Annotated in this window: 16 protein-coding genes and 1 riboswitch; of the genes, 5 read left to right on the forward strand and 11 right to left on the reverse strand. The window is 41.0% G+C overall.

Annotated elements, in window-relative coordinates; translation table 11 throughout:
• Window positions 1–10: 10 nt before the first annotated feature.
• The 6 genes from PSH50_RS04555 to PSH50_RS04580 form a co-directional block, all read right to left on the reverse strand.
• Window positions 11–1093: a general secretion pathway protein GspB gene (locus PSH50_RS04555; RefSeq protein WP_273586226.1), complete on the reverse strand. Its 1083-nt coding sequence runs from the start codon at window positions 1091–1093 to the stop codon at window positions 11–13.
• A gap of 11 nt (window positions 1094–1104) precedes the next feature.
• Entirely contained in the window at window positions 1105–2022 is a 918-nt protein-coding gene (locus tag PSH50_RS04560) for an ExeA family protein (RefSeq protein ID WP_024034318.1), read from the reverse strand.
• Window positions 2023–2197: 175 nt separating this feature from the next.
• Window positions 2198–2716: a DUF1566 domain-containing protein gene (locus tag PSH50_RS04565; RefSeq protein WP_024034319.1), complete on the reverse strand. Its 519-nt coding sequence runs from the start codon at window positions 2714–2716 to the stop codon at window positions 2198–2200.
• Between the two features lie 9 nt (window positions 2717–2725).
• Window positions 2726–4381 (reverse strand): DUF1566 domain-containing protein, encoded by a 1656-nt coding sequence (locus tag PSH50_RS04570; protein WP_273586227.1) that lies wholly within the window; start codon window positions 4379–4381, stop codon window positions 2726–2728.
• Window positions 4382–4598: 217 nt separating this feature from the next.
• Window positions 4599–4931: a hypothetical protein gene (locus PSH50_RS04575; protein WP_024034321.1), complete on the reverse strand. Its 333-nt coding sequence runs from the start codon at window positions 4929–4931 to the stop codon at window positions 4599–4601.
• 20 nt (window positions 4932–4951) lie between these two features.
• Complete coding sequence (locus PSH50_RS04580; RefSeq protein WP_024034322.1) at window positions 4952–5656, reverse strand: DUF2982 domain-containing protein; 705 nt, start codon at window positions 5654–5656, stop codon at window positions 4952–4954.
• A gap of 246 nt (window positions 5657–5902) precedes the next feature.
• On the opposite strand from PSH50_RS04580, the gene PSH50_RS04585 reads away from it, so the two are divergent.
• The 3 genes from PSH50_RS04585 (at window position 5903) to msrA (ending at window position 10692) form a co-directional block, all read left to right on the forward strand.
• Complete coding sequence (locus tag PSH50_RS04585; RefSeq protein WP_024034323.1) at window positions 5903–6955, forward strand: efflux RND transporter periplasmic adaptor subunit; 1053 nt, start codon at window positions 5903–5905, stop codon at window positions 6953–6955.
• Between the two features lie 3 nt (window positions 6956–6958).
• Window positions 6959–10066 (forward strand): efflux RND transporter permease subunit, encoded by a 3108-nt coding sequence (locus PSH50_RS04590; protein ID WP_004587179.1) that lies wholly within the window; start codon window positions 6959–6961, stop codon window positions 10064–10066.
• Window positions 10067–10155: 89 nt separating this feature from the next.
• The gene (msrA, locus tag PSH50_RS04595) at window positions 10156–10692 is read left to right on the forward strand and encodes a peptide-methionine (S)-S-oxide reductase MsrA (protein ID WP_024034325.1); all 537 of its coding nucleotides are present in this window, start codon (window positions 10156–10158) and stop codon (window positions 10690–10692) included.
• 245 nt (window positions 10693–10937) lie between these two features.
• On the opposite strand, the gene PSH50_RS04600 is transcribed toward msrA, so the two are convergent.
• The 3 genes from PSH50_RS04600 to PSH50_RS04610 form a co-directional block, all read right to left on the reverse strand.
• Window positions 10938–12767 (reverse strand): TonB-dependent receptor, encoded by a 1830-nt coding sequence (locus tag PSH50_RS04600; RefSeq protein WP_273586228.1) that lies wholly within the window; start codon window positions 12765–12767, stop codon window positions 10938–10940.
• Between the two features lie 36 nt (window positions 12768–12803).
• Window positions 12804–12967: riboswitch (cobalamin riboswitch) on the reverse strand.
• Between the two features lie 87 nt (window positions 12968–13054).
• Window positions 13055–13837: an ABC transporter substrate-binding protein gene (locus PSH50_RS04605; RefSeq protein WP_138578336.1), complete on the reverse strand. Its 783-nt coding sequence runs from the start codon at window positions 13835–13837 to the stop codon at window positions 13055–13057.
• A 267-nt stretch (window positions 13838–14104) separates the two neighbouring features.
• Complete coding sequence (locus PSH50_RS04610; protein WP_004588518.1) at window positions 14105–14587, reverse strand: YajQ family cyclic di-GMP-binding protein; 483 nt, start codon at window positions 14585–14587, stop codon at window positions 14105–14107.
• Between the two features lie 150 nt (window positions 14588–14737).
• Between PSH50_RS04610 and PSH50_RS04615 the strand changes: the two genes are divergently transcribed.
• Both PSH50_RS04615 and PSH50_RS04620 read left to right on the forward strand, forming a co-directional pair.
• Window positions 14738–15091 carry a VanZ family protein gene (locus PSH50_RS04615; protein ID WP_004588519.1) on the forward strand — a complete coding sequence of 118 codons (354 nt, stop codon included), beginning with the start codon at window positions 14738–14740 and terminating at the stop codon, window positions 15089–15091.
• On the forward strand, window positions 15084–15986 hold the full coding sequence (locus tag PSH50_RS04620) for a ketopantoate reductase family protein (RefSeq protein ID WP_138578340.1): 903 nt from the start codon (window positions 15084–15086) through the stop codon (window positions 15984–15986). Before PSH50_RS04615 ends, PSH50_RS04620 begins: the two co-directional genes overlap by 8 nt.
• 26 nt (window positions 15987–16012) lie before the next feature.
• Here the strand turns inward: PSH50_RS04620 and thiI are convergent, their stop codons facing one another.
• Together thiI and PSH50_RS04630 are read right to left on the reverse strand one after the other, a co-directional pair.
• Window positions 16013–17470: a tRNA uracil 4-sulfurtransferase ThiI gene (gene thiI, locus PSH50_RS04625; protein WP_004588521.1), complete on the reverse strand. Its 1458-nt coding sequence runs from the start codon at window positions 17468–17470 to the stop codon at window positions 16013–16015.
• A gap of 97 nt (window positions 17471–17567) precedes the next feature.
• A complete protein-coding gene (locus tag PSH50_RS04630; RefSeq protein WP_273586231.1) occupies window positions 17568–18221 on the reverse strand; it encodes a TetR/AcrR family transcriptional regulator in 654 nt (217 codons plus the stop codon).
• Between the last annotated feature and the right edge of the window lie 87 nt (window positions 18222–18308).

Raw genomic sequence — 18308 nt, forward strand, 5'->3', positions numbered from 1 at the left:
TAGCTGCGCTTTATTGCGGCCAATCCTGCAAAGCTTTAATACTGAATTCATAACCATCAAAATCAAGTACACTTTGCTCTGGGGTAATTTCGCGCACTGTTAGTGCCCCAATGCTCTCCCCTTCGTGTAGCTCTCTGCCATTAAGCTTTATCCAGCGTTTATCTGCACTTGAAGAGTATATATGTGCTTGGTATTTAATGCTTGGCAGCATGGCTTGTAAGCCATCTGGTAATAGCTCAACCGGTTTAACTCGAGATGAACTGCGTGAGGCCTGGGTTACTTCGTAATCTTGTTCTTGCTCCGAGTCTTTTATCGCTTGCGCAAAGGCATCTTTTAATTTACTCGGTACAGCATCAAGCTCCGGACTACTTTGCGGCGCTTGCGTGCTTGGGGTATTCTCACCATTCAGTGGTTTTCCAAGCACTTTATACTTGCTCATATCTAAACCTGCTGAGCTTGTATTTTGTGTTTGTGGCTGCATAAATTGCGTGTTTTGGCCGTGTGCATTATAAGCTAGTGGATTATAGCTTTGCGTATTAGGTAGCTGTGCATTGTGAGTCGGCTGATTAAACGCATTTTGATTATACCCGTTTGCATTTATAGGTGTTTGCACATTGTAACCTGGTTGCTGCTGCGCCGGATTATCATTAATAGGGATATACTGCCCTTGTGGGGTAAGCAACATTTTTTGTACCCCGGTAGGTGTTTGTACATACACCAACTGCCCTTCAATCGTTGCTTTATTACTATTTTTTTCAGCCTCTGAAGAAGGTGATGTTACAGGCTTTGCGGCTTTATTTTGCGCTATAGCTGGCTCATCTGTTACTGCTTGTTTTTGTTTTTTGCTATCAGTGCTAACAACGTCAACCGGCTGGGTTGTTTTTAATAGTGCGCTGCTTTGAAACCACTTACCTGCTGTAAAGCCACCCGCTATGGCAATAAATGCTGCAATTGCGCCGCCAAGTAGCCACACCATTTTTTTATAGCGCGTAAGTGCTTGCTGCTGCTTTAACTGCGCTGACTGCAAATCATATTGCTCGGCGCTCATATCTGCTTGTTGAGATTGCTTTAATGCATCTAATAAATAAGACATAAATTACCTAACTATATAATAAACGACATGCCAACACCTACTGCAAACAAAGCAGCAAATGCTAAGTAATAATAAACACGGCCAGTGGATTTAGGCGCATTATTCTGCGCAGCCACAAAGTCCATAGGCAGTGATTCTTGGGCTGATTGTTTTATAATATCACTATCAACAATAAGCTGCTGCTTAGAAAAAGCCCCGACTAACGCGCGCTCACAGACTAAATTCATTAAGCGTGGAATGCCGCCAGTTAACTGATGTACAGCTTGCATAGCATCGAGCGAAAACACGCCTTTATCACACCCGGCAATATGTAAACGATGCTTTATATACGCAACTGTTTGCCCTTGGGTGAGCGGTAATAAATGATACCGTGCTGTAATTCGCTGCGCCAACTGCCTAAGCTCAGTACGTTTTAATAATGCCTGAAGCTCTGGTTGACCCACTAAGACTATTTGTAACAGTTTTTTATGATCAGTTTCTATGTTGGTTAATAGTCGTAATTGCTCAAGCACATCGGGGGCAAGGAGCTGCGCTTCATCAATAATTAAAATTGTGTGCCCGCCCGCTTTGTTATTAGCCTCTAGGTGCTGCTTAATAATGTCGGTTAAACTTTTAAGGGTGGCATTTTGGGCATCGTAAGTAATGTTTAGCTCATCACAAATACTGGCCAAAAGCTCAAGCTCCGACAGCGCCGGATTATGGATCATTGCAACTTGAGTATTCTCTGGCAGTTGCTCTAACATACTGCGGGTAATGGTGGTTTTGCCTGTTCCCACTTCGCCGGTTAGCAATACAAACCCGCCATCTTCGCCTAAACCATAGGTTAAGTGGGCAAGTGCCTCTTTGTGGCGTTCGCTTAAAAATAAATAATGGGGGTTGGGCGAGATCGAAAATGGCTTTTCGCTCAAGCCAAAGTAGCTTAAATACACCGCAATGTTCCTTCGTCATTAAAACTCGGCCTATAATGGCAAAAAAAACGACAAAGTAACAACGTTGTATGCGCTTTATTATTGAAATAACGTAAATTTATGTAAAACAAAAAAGCGCCGCTAAATTTAGCGGCGCTTTTGTATTAAAGCTAAGTGCTTGGCTATTTTATTTTACTTAGTTTTCGTAACGCACTAAACGTAAATACACGTCACTGGTTTTAGCATGTAAGCTATTAAGCCCACTATCAAACTGGTAAACCCATGCTGAGCTCATCGTGCTTACACCTGAGGTATTACTCCAGTAGTTTTGCAATTTAGTGCCTAAAAACACCTCTTCGTTAATACTTGGCTCGGTGCAGCTGTGCTCTAAAATACTGGCAAGCTCTTTAACATTAGGCACCTGCCAATCGTCGTAATCGGCAGTGGTGTCGTTTTCTGCACCTGTGAGTGCTTCTTGCCAATTAAGTGACGGAGAAGAGCCTGTACATGTTTCAGTGTCGCTATCGTAAACTTGTCCGTAGCTACAACGTTGCCACATTAGGCCAGTTTCTGTATCTAACACTGTGCCATCGTCATTAAGGGTGAAGCGAGTGGTTGGTGTTGTTGTATCCGCCCCGTCGTAACACGTTTGCGCTGCGGCTAGTTGAAAGCTTGCGCTAAATACAGCCATTGAAAATAGTAAGCATGTTTTCATGATTTTCTCCTATCGGCTTCTGACTAAACGTACATACGCGTATTTTTCTTTCGGGTAGGCTAAGTCATTCCCGTTGCTCATATCGATAATGTACGCTTGCGATAAGCTGGTACCATCTGCTGCAGTTTGCGATGTCCAGTACGGTAAATTCACATCATCTATAGCGCCTGCTTCTGGCATATTTGGAAAAAACGCTTCATCAATTAATACGTTTTCGCCCTGCTTGCCATAATCTATTAAGCTCAACAGCTCAGTGTAAGTTGGTAAGCGCCAATTGGTACCGCCGCAAAAATCTAAGTCGTTCACTTCATTTATATAGGTTTGCACACCACAGCTTGTATCATCTGGGCAGGTGGTATTAGCGGTACTGGTATCGGTAAAGGTTGTCGTGCCTAAATCCCAAAAGTAATGATTTTGGCCATCGCGTAAGGTGGTATTAGGTAATGTACCTGACTCTACACTTTTCACTTCCCATACAAGCCCCGTTACGTTGTCGCGTATACAAGTAAAGTCGTCACTATCATCCGCTACTTCATCAGCAAACTGATTTAGCTTAGTGTAGTCAAACGCAAGGTTACCTTGGCCTGCTTTATCGAGTTGGTTGGCAAAGCTGTCTCGACCAAGCTCTGCATCTTGACCCGGAAAGTCACTACTTTGGCAATTGATACGCTGGGTATTGTTATAACACTCGCCTAGGCCACTGTCGTTAATTAACCCTAATGCTTTTGGTGATACGTCAATAAATACGGTATCGGTGTCAGTGCGCCCTTTAGAATCAGTAACAGTGACTTCAAAGCTCAACGTGGTATCTAAATCAACGTCGGAGGCAAAAAATGTCGTGGTACATTGGCTAGTATTTGCCAGCGTTTCGGCATTGCCTGTTAATTGTTGCCAGCTACATGAAAACGTATCTGTTAGGGTGTCACTTTCACTTGCATCTAAGGTCACTTCCTCAAATTCTTCAACATTTTGGTCATCTCCGGCATTGGCCACAACCAGCTCGTCTGTTTTATTTAATGTCATACTGTATTCAGTACTTGCCTCGCCGCCCTCGTCGTCGGTAACGCTTAATTGCCATATTAAATTAGTATTTGATTCAAGCAGCGGATGGCTAAAACTTACCGTAGAGTTGTCAAAGTCGGTTACATCTAAATCAGGGCCTGAAATTAATTGCCACTGATAGCTATTAATTTGGCCATTTTCATCAGGGTCGCTCGACTCTTCAGCACTTAACGTTACGGTGTCGTTATAGGTTGAAGGCAGTGTTTCTGGGGCTGTTTGACTAACAACAGCAAGCGGTAATTGATTACTTGAGGTAATAAATATGCTCACGTTGTCACTAACTAAGCTGCCATTATCTGTTTGATAGCTTACAGATAGAACAAGTTCACTGTCGGCTTTAACATCGGGCGCAATAATTGTTTGCTCTGCACCTTCAAGCGGGAAGCCGTCCACAGATGGGCCACTAACGCGCTGCCAAGTAAAGGTACCGTCGGCTGGTGAGCCTTGTGCGGTGATTGTAAACTCTGTTTTTTCTACAACTTGTAGATCGGTTCCGGCATTAACCGTGGTTTCAACAGCAGAGTCTTCACTACCGCCGCCTCCACCGCCACAGGCAGCCAATAAAAAACAAGATATAAGAGGAGTAAAAGCAAACGCTTTCATAAAACGCACCTATAATGTCAAATAATTACTATAGTGTAATCACTAGCAATAAAGATGCCATTTAGAGTTATACCAATTCGCTTAATTAAGTGCTCCATTTTGAGGCTGGAAAACGTGTTGGTAGCTAGGCAAAAAATTCGCTAGTCAGTTGTTCTATATGAGAACTTTTTAACACGTTTAGCCTCTCAAAATGATTAAGCATTATTGCGGATTGGTATTACATATACGTATCTTGATGAATACGCACAAACAGCTTAGTGCCTATTTTTGAGTAATCTACTTTGTATTCACGCCCATCAAGCGCCTGAATAAACAACAGCTGTTTTTCTTCACCAAAAATATCAGCGCTACTTACATTAACAATTTCAAGGTAACGCTCTTTGGCATCACGCCGGTTTTTAGGTAGATCCTCTTTAAATGGCTCCAAACCATTTTGAGTTACCTTTATACGTGGGTGCTGCTCTGCATTTACAATGACTAGATCAAGCTTTTTATCTTTATGGATGATGGTATTGCGACCACTCTTTATAAAAGATCTTTCTTGGCTCATTATTTTTCCTACTATCGCATTTAGTGTCCAACTTGCGATGCTATAAACCGTTCAGGTGCGCGTTTCCATTTATTTAAATCGGCACTGAACGACCAAATGTCTGTCTCTAATACACTTGCGGGTAACAGTAAATTATATCCCGTTAACAACTCAAGGTGCTTGGCTCTGTTAGCAAACATAGCTATAAGTCCAGTATAGCTAAATCCTTTAGGTGAGGTGTATTGTGTCTCTTCTATTAACCATTCTGATGGGCAATTGCCATTTTTGCAATGTTTTTGAACAGCTTGCATAAATAAATTACGCTGCTCTATCAGTAGTTTTCCGGCAATGCGTGGGTGTATAGCGCTTAAAAATTCGTCCATATCATTGAGTTTTAAACCTACTGCGTTTAATTCAAGGTATTCAAGGCCATCAGCCACTTTAGGAATACCGCTGTGGTGTAAGTTACTAACATGTAACTGCCACTGGCCATACTTATGCTGATACACAAGCAAGGACTCACTAAGTACTAAACTGTAATAAGGTTCCTGTGTTTTTAAAAAGCCAATAAAAATAGCAGCTATGCACATGCTTACTAAAAAAATTTCTATTAAGCTAATTTCATCCGGGCGCAGTAAATTAAACAGCATAATAAATACTAAGCCTACGCTGCCTACAGTAAGTACTTCAATGCCATTGCGCGCCCCTTGCGCCCTGTATTTTATTATTGAACTTGGCTTACCCATATTGGTAAAAAGCCATATAAAATAAAAACATAACAATACCCCAAAGTATTATTTTTCTCATTGTTAAACAGGTTTTACACTGCGGTGGTTGCTTCATCGTTTTATCATAATTTTAGTGTTAAATGGGAACAAGTAATTAGTCTCATAAATTTTTACGCCTAACGCACAAATTTATGAGACACATAACCGCCTTTTCACGGTCTTATTTCGTACAATACTTACAATTTATTTTCAGGTATGAAAACGATGTATTCAAAACAGTCAGGTAAAGCTCTTTTTCCATTTTTAATTACGCTTCTTGTTATTTTAAGTGTGTACTTATATTTGCCATCTAGCCATGGTGAACAATCTAATTCAAGTGATACACCCACACAGGTAATGGCTCATACGGTATCGTCTCAAGAAAACACCGTTATGATTGAAGCCATAGGCAGTGCACGCGCAAACCAAGCAATTTATATAAAAAGCGCACAAAGCGATTATGTTACACACATATATTTTGAAGATGGCGACTTAGTAAGTAAAGGCCAACGCCTTGTGCAGCTGCAAAATCAGCAAGAACAATACGCTGTAAAAGAGCTAGGCATTAACTTAAAAGAAGAAAAACGTCAGTTAAGCCGCCTTACTGAGCTTTCTCGTACGCAATCTACCGCTAAATCATTATTAGAAGAGCAGCTTTCTCGCGTAGATGCCACGCAAGCCCAACTAGAAAGTGCTAAAACCAAACTTGATGAAATGCTAATTACCGCGCCGTTTTCTGGCTTATTAGGCAAACGAGAAGTGTCAGTTGGTGCTTATGTAAATAGCGATACAATTATTACAACGCTTGATGATATTAGTATTATAAAAGTTGACTTTAAAGTCCCTGAAAAATATTTATCTCAACTTAACCTAGGCATGAAAGTACATACTCAAAACGATGCCTACCCAGGGCGCACTTTTACCGGCAAAGTGACCCATATTAGTTCTCGTATCGACTCGATTACTCGCAGTGTAGAAGTAACCGCAAGCTTTGCTAATAAATCCGGATTATTACGCCCTGGGATGCTTTTAAACACCGCTTTGGAGCTTAGTAGCAATCAGGCGCTTATGGTGCCAGAAAAAGCCGTGATCCCACTGCAAGATAAACATTTTGTATACCAAGTAAAAGAGGGTATTGCCAATAAGGTAGAAGTGCATGTTGCTGGCAGAAATAACGGCTGGGTAGCGATTGATGAAGGCCTTAGCGATGGCGAGCAAGTGATTACCGAAGGCATTATTAAAATTCGCCCTGGTAGCAAAGTAAGTGTTGAGGGTTAATCGGTGAAAATTACAGATACGAGTGTTAAACGTCCTGTTTTTGCCATAGTAATTAACTTACTACTGCTAACATTTGGCTTGGTGGCTTTTTCGATGCTACCACTTAGAGAATACCCTGATATTGAAACCCCTATTGTCAGTATTAGTACTGACTACACTGGTGCTTCGGCAGAAATAGTCGAGACAAAAATAACGCAAATATTAGAAAACCGGATATCGGGTATTGAAGGCATTAAAAGTATTAATTCTTCAAGCAGAAATGGCCGCTCTAATATCGTTATTGAGTTTGATATAAGCCGTGATATTGACGCAGCCTCAAACGATGTACGAGAGCGAGTTGCCCGTGCACTAGATAACCTACCAGAGCAAGTGCGCCCACCAGAGGTATCTAAGTCAAACAGCGACGAGAGCCCTATAGCCTGGTTTGTACTTAACAGTGAAACCATGAACTCGCTGCAATTGAGCGATTATGCACAGCGCTTTATTGTCGACCGATTAGCCGTTGTAGATGGCGTTTCAAATGTACGTATTGGTGGTGAGCGCCAATACGCCATGAAAATTTGGCTAAACCGCCAAGCCATGGCTGCTCGTGGGATCACTTCAAGTGATATCGAAAACACCCTACGCAGCGAAAACGTAGAGCTACCAGCAGGTGAAATTGAATCTATCGACCGCGATTTTACCGTACGTACAGCGCGTAGCTATAAAGACCAACGTGATTTTCAAAACTTAGTTATTAAACGCGGTGAAGACGGCTACCTTGTGCGTTTAGGTGAAGTTGCCGATGTACATTTAGAAGCCGCCGACGATGAAAGCCTGTTCCGTGGTAACGGCCGTAACATGATTGGCCTTGGCATAGTAAAGCAAGCAAAAGCAAACACCTTAACAGTGGTAGACAACGCCCGCAGTGAACTTGAAAAAATAAAACGTAATTTGCCAGAGGGCACCACTATTCAAGACAGCTACGATTCGTCTATTTTTATTAAAGAGTCAATCAACGAAGTATATAGCACGCTTGCCATTTCTATGGGGTTAGTGGTGTTAATAATATTTATCTTTTTAGGTAATATTCGCGCTACGCTTATCCCTGCTGTTACAGTGCCTGTAGCACTTGTTGGCAGCTTTATGTTTTTACTTGCCATGGGTTATTCAATCAACTTATTAACCTTACTTGCGCTGGTATTAGCAATTGGTTTGGTCGTAGATGACGCCATTGTAATGCTTGAAAATATTCACCGTCGTATTGAGCTTGGCGAGCCTCCTTTATTAGCAGCCTTTAGAGGTGCCCGCGAAGTAGGCTTTGCAATTATTGCGACAACGCTTGTGCTTATTTCGGTGTTTGTACCTTTAGTATTTATGGATGGGCGAATTGGCGCCTTGTTTACAGAGTTTGCAATGGCTGTAAGTGCCGCGGTGTTTTTCTCTAGTATTACTGCCCTTACGCTCTCGCCAGCGCTGTGCTCTAAAGTTTTAAAAGCGTCAGAAAAAGAAAGTAAATTTAGCCAATGGATGGACCGTGTTTTTAGCAAAGTTGAAAACAGTTACCGCCAATCGCTTACCTCAAATATGACCAAAAAATGGGGCTTAATGATAAGCCTAGTACTTGCTGGTTTTGTTAGCTACTCGTTGTTTTTGCAAGTGCCTTCTGAGCTTACGCCAAAAGAAGATCGCGGTACCTTTTTTATTATGATGAGCGGCCCTGAAGGCGCAAGTTATGAAAATAACGCTGCCAACATGGCCAAAATAGAAGAGCGCCTGCTTCCTTACTCAGAAGCTGGCGAATTAAGCCGTGTTTTAGTGCGCGTACCGGGCTGGGGCGGCAGTGGCGGTGTTGCTATCGTTGGTATGGCCGATTGGGATAAGCGCAAGCGCTCTACCTGGGAAGTTATGGACGAAATAAGCGCCAAAATGACCGAAGTAACAGACGTACGTGCCTTTGCTATTATGCGCCGTGGTATTGGCGGTGGCGGCTCCTCTCGCCCCATAGAGTTTGTACTACAAGGTAACGATTACGAGCAACTTGCTGATTGGCGCGACCGCATTATAGAGCGCGCAGAAAAAAATCCAGGCTTGGTAAGAATCGATCACGACTATAAAGAAACCTTTCCACAATTTTTAGTCAGCATAGATAAAAACAAAGCCGCCGATTTAGGTGTATCGGTATCAGATGTAGGCACCACGCTTGAAACCATGTTAGGGCAGCGCCGCGTTACCACCTTTATTGACCGAGGTGAAGAATACGATGTAATTTTAAAAGGCACTAAACAAGACTTTACAAACCCTACTGATATTTCAAATATTTACCTTAAATCACGCAGTGGTGAGCTGGTCCCACTTGATAGCCTTATAAGCTTAAAAGAAGAGGCCACAGCATCGCGCTTAAACCGTTATAACCGAATGCGCGCCATTACACTAAGCGCTAATCTTGCGGACGGCTATACACTGGAACAAGCACTTAACTTTTTAAACAAAGTAGCTGCAGAAGAAAACGACATTGACGGCGCTGTAGATTATAAAGGTGAATCACAATTATATTACGAAGGCGCATCGGCCATGACCTATGTATTTGTGCTTGCCCTAACTGTGACCTTTTTAGTTTTAGCTGCGCAATTTGAAAGCTTTATGCACCCATTTGTCATTATGCTAACAGTACCACTTGGCCTAATGGGTGCCATGTTTGGCCTATGGGCAACTGGCTTAACGCTTAATATTTATAGCCAAATTGGTATTGTAATGCTGATAGGTTTAAGCGCTAAAAATGGCATTTTAATAGTCGAATTTACCAACCAACTGCGTGATAAAGGCGTAGAATTTAGCGAGGCTATTTTGCAAGCGGCCACTCAGCGCCTGCGCCCAATAATAATGACCTCTCTGACTACGGTAATGAGCGCAGTGCCTTTAGTATTGGCATCAGGCCCAGGCGCAGAGAGCCGCATGGTAATTGGTGTGGTGGTATTTACAGGGGTTATTGTATCAACATTGCTAACACTTTATGTTGTGCCTGCAGCGTATTATGCCCTAGCCCGCAACACACAGTCGCCAGAGTTCTTACAGCAAAAATTAAATAAGCAAGCCGACTCTCACCCGTTAAAAGACAGCGAAGAAATTTAACTGAGCTTACACTGCGCCGTAACTTGCTGTTACGGCGCATTCAATTTATGCTCGCCTTAATACTGTAACATACATAATTAGGACAACTTATGAGCACATCAACACAACTAGCAACATTTGGTGGAGGCTGTTTTTGGTGTATAGACGCTGCATTCAGACGAGTAAAAGGTGTACTAAACGTAAGCTCAGGTTACACCGGCGGCCATACCGACAACCCCACGTATAAATCAGTCTGCTCTGGTACAACAGGTCATTCTGAGGTTGTGCAACTGGAATTTGACAGCGCTGTAGTGAGTTTTGAAACACTGCTTAGCATGTTTTTTACGTTACACGATGCCACCCAATTAAATCGCCAAGGTAACGATATTGGCACACAGTATAGAAGTGTTGTTTATTACCACAACGATGCACAATTAAATCAAACCAATGAGATGATAGCCCAGCTACAAAACCATATTAGCGAGCCAATAGTGACAGAGGTTAGCCCTGCTACCACCTATTACCCAGCGGAGCATTATCATCAAGATTACTACAACGAAAACCCACAGCAAGGTTACTGTAGTATTTTAATTACGCCTAAGTTACACAAGTTTGAAACTGTATTTAAAGAGTTTTTAACTGAGTAGCTAATTTGCGTTGTTAAAGTAATTCTAATACCAATCCGCATAATTAAGTGATCTATTTTGAGGATGGATAAACGTGTTGATAGCAAGGCAAAAAATTCGCTATTTAGTTGTTCTAAATGAGAATTTTTTAACGCAGATAGCGACACATTTAGCCCCTGAAAATGATTAAGTATTAATGCGAATTGGTATAAATACACATTAAAAAGCCCGATATAAATCGGGCTTTTGTATATTAAAAAACGCTATTAAAACTGATAGCTTGCACCTGCAAAAAAGCGGCGCTCTGGGGTGTTGTAGTAATATACGTCACCGCTTGTAAAGTCAGCTCTTGAGTCAACCACATTGTAATCTCTGTCAAATAGGTTCTCTACACGAAGCGACAGCTCAATATTATCGTTTACATGATAGTTACCCGCTAGGTTCCAAAGTGTATACGAACCTAGGCGCGTTACAGCCCCCTCGCGATCACTGCGGTATTGCATATCAATGCGAGCATCAAAATCACCAAATTGCTTTGCGAGTTCCCAATTAACAGTGCGCTTGGCAACATTGCGTAGCTCATCGCCGGTTTCTTTGTTTTCGGCACTTAAGTATGCAAAATTAAAGTGGCTATCAAACCCTAAAATTTGCTGGGTAAGGCTAAACTCAACCCCTTCATAGCGAGCTTCGTTTATATTAGCTAACGCAAAGTTTTCATCGTAATCAATTTTATCTTCGATGTCGTTTCTAAAAATTGCAAAATCGACTTGTGCACTGTCAAAATTAACATTTACACCAACCTCGCGGTTTATTGATTTTTCAGGTTGGAGATCTGGATTACCAAAATTTGGGTAGTATAAATCGTTAAATGTTGGCGCTTTAAAACCTGTGCTTTGACTAATTCTAAATGTTGAATTTTCAGATAAATGATAACCAGCCGCCGCAGTATAGGTTGTTTCATCACCAAACTGTTCATCGTCGTCTTGGCGAAGAGTTAAATTGGCAAGCACAGTGTCGGTGTCGTAATAAGCCCCAACAAACACTGCTAATACATCGCGGCTATTCTCATCAAATGCTTGCGAGCTTTGCGATACATCATCGTTATACCAATTAACGCCGCCGCTAATATTAAGCGCATTTGTTAAGCGGTATTGGCCGCTGTAATCTACTTGCGAGCGCTTAGTAATAAATGTACTGGTTAATGGCCCGCCGGTAAAAGAGTCCACATATGTGCTGTCAGAATCATCGGTTGCAAAAGCAACATCTATAGCATGAGATTGGTTAGTGTAGTTTTTGCTCCACTGCGCCGACAGTTGATAGTTTTTAAAATCCCCTCTTTCGACCGTGCTCGTTGCAGGGCTAAAGCTGCTATCGTAATCCGCGTAACCTTCGCTGTACTGGCCTAGTAGCTTAAAGTTACCGTAGTGTGCATCTGCATAGTTTAATTTAAAGCCTACGTTTTTATTTTCATAGCTGTCGTCATCGGGCGCTATACCTTGTAATGCATCAAAACCATCGGTTTTTTCAAAGCCTGCATTAAATGCGCTAACCACTTCATTTGATTTTACTGAACCTGCAAGCTGATAGTTTTGATAAGCGTTAGAGCCAAATGTGGCATCAAGTGATACATTGCTCGCTTCACGCGTTATTATATTAATAACCCCAGCTAATGCATCTGAGCCATACACAGCTGCACGCGAGCCTTTTATGATCTCGATTCGCTCAATACTATTTAGCGGCACGTTATTTAATGCTTTTTGTCCTAGCGTGGCTGAGCCCGTGCGTACACCATCAATTAAAATTAGCGTATCGCCAGAACCTGTACCACGTAAAGATACGCCCGACGTTTGGCCAAAGCCACCATTAGGATTAATCTGAAAACCCACTTGAGTGCTTAATAAGGTTGGTAAATCGCGTACATTGCTTGCATCTATTTCGGCGCGTTCAATTACATTAACGCTCGCTAATACATTATTTATTGATTGTTCAAATTTATTAGCGGTAACAGTGATTTTTTCAATTGGGCTTTGTGCAGCAGATACAGAAAAAGACAGCGCAGCCGAGATAGCAACGCCAAGAGTTGTTTTATTTAGCATGATGTTCCCTATCTTTGCCCACCGCAAAGATTTAAGTAAGTAAGATTACTTCAAGGCCGGTCTCCGGACTCAGTAAACACATAAATGCGTTAATACTTTACCGTTGCGGGGGCAGTGTTGGGATTGCTTTTATCATAAAGGCGCACCAACTTCCCGATTATCTCGCTGTTAGTTTTAATACTTTTAAACCCTGTATTTAGCAACCAGCAAGCACCTTGAAAATAGGCGGTTATTGTGAGCAGTTTGTTTACAAATGTCAACGGACGTCTATATAGCTAAAGGTTAAATTATTTATTTTCAGTAAAGCTGGATGTTACGCCGTATAAACTTAAAAGCGCTGTGATTTTAGGTTTTATTTCGGGCGAATTTAAAAGCTTATCCATTTGTTTTACCGTAATTTTACTGCGCACAGGATTAACTAAAAAATGAGTATCGTATATAGCATCTGGGGTATTACTCTTATAAAGCAGGTTCATATTAAAAATGTTGTTCTTTTTAAAGTATTGATAAGCTATGTTATTTAACACCCCTACATCGGCACGCTTTAATAGCAGCATTTTAACAACGTTAAACTCATCGATTGTTAAACTAACTTGGTGTTCATCACTTAAATACTGTGCATCGGTTTTAAAATCAGCAAAACGATAGGAATACCCCAATACTCCCGCTTTTGTTAAAGCATGTAAGTCATCGAAATAGCTTTGCTTTTGGGCGTTTTGTGCCAGCGTATACAACTCATTTTTAGCAATAACATAAAAGCTAGTTTCCTTTAAGGCACTTCTTGCTACTTCAGGCACCCATTGCATAGCCATTAAAAACAACATGTCGAATTCCCCCCATTCGACCCACTTTTTGAGCCTTTTTACAGGCAAAGAGTTAAGAGTAAATTTATATTCGCTTTGAGAGTCATTGAGTATTTTTACAAACTCAGGCGCTAACCCTTGCTCTTTTTCGGCATTAATAATAATTGGAAAGTAACCGTCCTCTACCAACACATCTACATTTATTGGCTTGGCAAAACTAAACTTACTGCACGCAATAATAATTATAAAAATAAGAAACTTAAGCATTTAAAGCCTTTAACAGTCGCTATTAAGTAATATTGATATTAAGAATAGCCTAATATACGCAACTGCGTGATAAGCAGGTTTAATAATGCATTTAAATAACGTTAAAAGAGTATGGAATAACAGTGGACTAATTTTACGTAGGTAAAAGGGGTTTAGGCTTGCGAGTAAGTAAAGGCTGTAATTAGGGCGGGGTAAAATGTGTGGCTAATATATTTAATAACCACACATTTAAATTTTCACTTTAAAATACTAAAGGCACTTAGCTAATTAATCGCGAAAGTTTTTAAACTGGAAAGGCTGACCTAAATCTGCAGTGCGAACGACTTGCATAGCGGCTTGTAAATCGTCACGCTTTTTACCCGTTACACGTACTTCTTCACCTTGAATAGCAGCTTGTACTTTTACTTTTGAGTCTTTAATGGCTTTAACTACTTTTTTAGCCATGTCTTTCTCAATGCCTTGTTTAAGTGCAACATTACGAAACACATTTTTACCAGCACGAGTGATGTCTTGCAGCTCCAAGCTTGCTACGTCCATACCACGCTTAGAAATTTTACCTGCTAAAATATCAAACAACTGCATAACTTGTGAGTCAGCTTCTGCTTTTAGTTTAATTGTTTTGTCGTTTAGCTCAATTGATGCGTCAACACCTCTAAAATCAAAGCGCGTTTCTAGCTCACGGTTGGCGTTATCTACTGCATTTTTAGCTTCGTTCATTTCTACTTCTGATACGATATCAAATGAAGGCATTGGGTTCTCCTAACTATTAAATCTAAATTTATGCGCCGATTATAACGCTAAAATTATAAATCTTTACATTTTTCTGCCAGTTGTTCAGGTGCGATACTAATTTAGTTTGATATACTGCAGCCTCTTTTTTAAGCGGTTTTAGGATTTATCGTGACAAGGCGTGTTTACCAAGCAGTTTTTTTGATTAGTATTGTGGTGTTTACCCTCTTATTTGCCAAAGAAATAAAAGGCGGCGTTACGAACTTATTTCCACATGTTGATAAAGTTGCCCACTTTGGGATTTTTTTTATACTTGCCATCATTATGGATAAAGCCTTTAAGTTACCGCTGTACACGCAAGTACTCTTGCTTGCGGGCTACGGTGCAGCAATAGAAATAATGCAAGATGCGCTTCCCTACAGGCAGGCCTCGTTAGGTGATTTTGTTGCTGATTTTGCCGGTGCGGCCACGTACTTTTTACTAAGAACCATTTTTACTCCTCGAAAAAAGAACCCTTATGGCTAATATTCTTATTATTGGCGACGGCGCTATTGGTTTATTGCTAAGCCACTTTTTATCTAAAGCTCACACTGTTCATGTGTTAACACGCAAAGCCACTGCAAATACACGCTTTTATTGCAAAGCAAAACAGCCTTCGCAAAAAATTAATGCGCGGTTTATTACGCTTAAGCAAATTAATGAACAGCCCGCGTTTGATATTGTTATTTTTGCTGTAAAGGCTTTTCAGGTTCAATCTGCCTTTACGCAAATTAAGCCCTTTTTATCGCCAAGTAGTGTACTTATTGTATCGCACAACGGTATGGGTAATGTTGAAACGCTCAATGAGCAACTCGATAAGCAACAAGCGTTGTACTTTTTAACCACCAGCATGGCTGGCTTTAAAACAAACGACTTTATAGTACAGCACACCGGTGAAGGTAAAAGCGTATTAGGTGCCTGCAACCCTTGCGCGCACAGTTATCGCCAAGCAATGTGTGAGCAATTGCAAAACGTGCCGCAGCTAAGCTATAGTACTAATATTGAGCAGCTACGTTTTGAAAAACTATTAGTAAATATTGCCATTAACCCATTAAGCGCACTGTATGATATTAAAAATGGTCAGTTACGTGCCCCTTATTTTAATAGCATTATCTTTAATTTGTTAACTGAGGCATGCCAAATAGCCCATGCTTTAAAGCTTGATATTAAGCTGGCCGATGCGCTTAACAACGCTTACAACGTAATGATGCTAACCGCTGAAAACTACTCTTCAATGCATCAAGACGTAGCGCATAACCGACAAACCGAAATAGACGCCATTTGTGGCTATATTAGCCAACAAGGAAAGCGATTAAATATCAGCACCCCGCTAAACGATGCCCTACTTGCTAAAATTAAGGCAAAAAAAAGCGTGGTATAAACCACGCTCTAAATTACGGTTAACCTTTACGGGCGGTAAACTTTTACACCCGTAAAGCCTGCTTCATGAAGAATAAGCGCCTGTAACTGGCTCATAACCCCTCTTTCACAATACAGGTAGTAATCCTTATCTTTTGGCAGATCACCAAATTTAGTCGCTAAGCGGAAAAACGGTAAATGCACTACATCTATACCGTCAATCTCAAGCGGCGCTGCATCTTCTTCCTCTGGTGAGCGAATATCAACAACCACTGCACCCGCTGGTAAATCAACTACCGACTCAGCTTCTTTAAGTTCTTGCTTAGCTTCTACGTCTATATCACGCACATCCATAATGCGAGCGTTTTCAACAACTGTATTAAGCACATCAAAGTCGAACTTTTCTTCTTCGGCTTTAATAACGTCAAGTTTAGCTTTAACCGTTGGCTTTTTAGATATTACGCCACAGTACTCAGGCATGGTTTCGGCCATTTCTGCGGTGCCAATTTTACGTGCAATATTTATAATTTCTTGTTTGTCGTGCTGAATAAGTGGGCGCAAAATCAGGGTTTCTGTTACGCGGTCAATTACACTTAAATTAGCTAAGGTTTGGCTAGAAACCTGACCTATACTCTCACCAGTTACCAAGGCTTGAATATTTAATTTTTCGGCTACTTGGCTGCCAGCACGCATCATCATGCGTTTTAGCACAACACCCATTTGACTGTTTTCAACGTTCTCTAAAATTTCGGCAACAACCGGTTCAAAATCAACCGTGATAAATTTAACTTTATGGGTAGAGCTAAATTTTTTCCATAAATAGTAGCTGGCTTGCTTAACACCAATTTCGTGTGCTGCGCCACCTAAATTAAAGAATAAAAAGTGCGTGCGAGCGCCCTTACGGATCATCTGATAACTTGCTACACCAGAGTCAAAGCCGCCTGACATTAACGAAAGAACGTCTTCTTGTGTTGGCAGTGGAAAGCCTGCCATACCTAGGTGAGTTTGCGTAACTATGTAGGCTTTATCGTCTTTTACTTCTAAGCGAATAGTTACTTCTGGGCGGCTTAACTTAACGCGAGCGCCTTCAACGTGCTGGTTTAAACCACCACCCACGTAACGCTCTAAATCCGTAGAAGTAAAGTCGTGTTGACCAATACGCTTTGCGCGTACACAAAACGTTTTACCAACAATGGTGTGCCCTACTAGGTCTATGGTTTTTTTATAGATATCGTCAAGCGTTGTGAAGTCAGTTTCGGTCACTTCAATAAATTGCACAATACCAGGAATGCGCTGCAAGCTATCGATAAAGTCTAGGCGTGTTTGTGCATCATCAAGCTTAGTTACAACAGAAATATTATCCCAGTTGTTTCTTACTTGTACTTTTTCGTCAACACGGCGCAATACAATTTTAATGTTATTTTCTAACACTTTAGTAAAGCGTTTACGTACCGAACGGCTTTTAATGGCAATTTCAGGATGTAGTTTGACGATAAATTTAAGCATAGTTCACTCTTAGACTGCGGGAATTCGCGCTCCCAGGCATTGGGCGCGCGATTATAGCAAAAATTTTTGCGTCTAGGAACTAACCAACTAACAGCAGTTAGGCAAGCGCTGGCGCTTGCTCTGCTAGTTGGGTGTATTTTTCACGTAACTGATTCATTTTAAGTATGCTTTTTTCGGTGCTGTAAGCCCTAAATAATGCTAATACTTTTAAAATGCCATGATAAATATCTTGCTCGGCTAAATTACCACTGAGCCTACGCGCTTTAATATACGGAGTCCAAAAACTAACGGTTAGTTTAAGAGTATGGGCAAGTTCTAGCGCATCTTGCTCTTCTATGGCAATCATTTCGTTATCGCGTAGGCCTAAAATAACTTGGCGAACCTGCTCTAATAAAGTTGACTGAAAACCAATGTAGGCTTGCTTTAAACTTTCATCCCTTGAGAGGATATCGCCTAAGTTGTCGTAAAAAAAATGATAGCGCCACATTAGCTCAAATAACGAATCTAAATAAGCAGTTAAATGATCAAACGCATCATCGTTTACTTCAATAGGTTTAAAATGAGTATGTAAATGCTCGCTGTAAAGCGCAAAAATATGTCGGATAATGTCTTCTTTATTTTTAAAATGATAGTAAAGATTACCCGGGCTCATCCCTAAATGTGATGCAATATGATTGGTTGATATTGCACGCTCACCATGTTCATTAAATAACGAAATACTGGTGTGTATTATTTTATCCTTAGTATTCATATGCGACGACTCAAATTAACTTATAAACTACATTACACTAAATATCAGCCTTGCAGTATAAACAAATCAGGCTGGTTTAAATACCAT

Origin of the sequence: Pseudoalteromonas sp. Angola-7 (assembly GCF_028599255.1) — a bacterium.
GTDB lineage: Bacteria > Pseudomonadota > Gammaproteobacteria > Enterobacterales > Alteromonadaceae > Pseudoalteromonas > Pseudoalteromonas atlantica.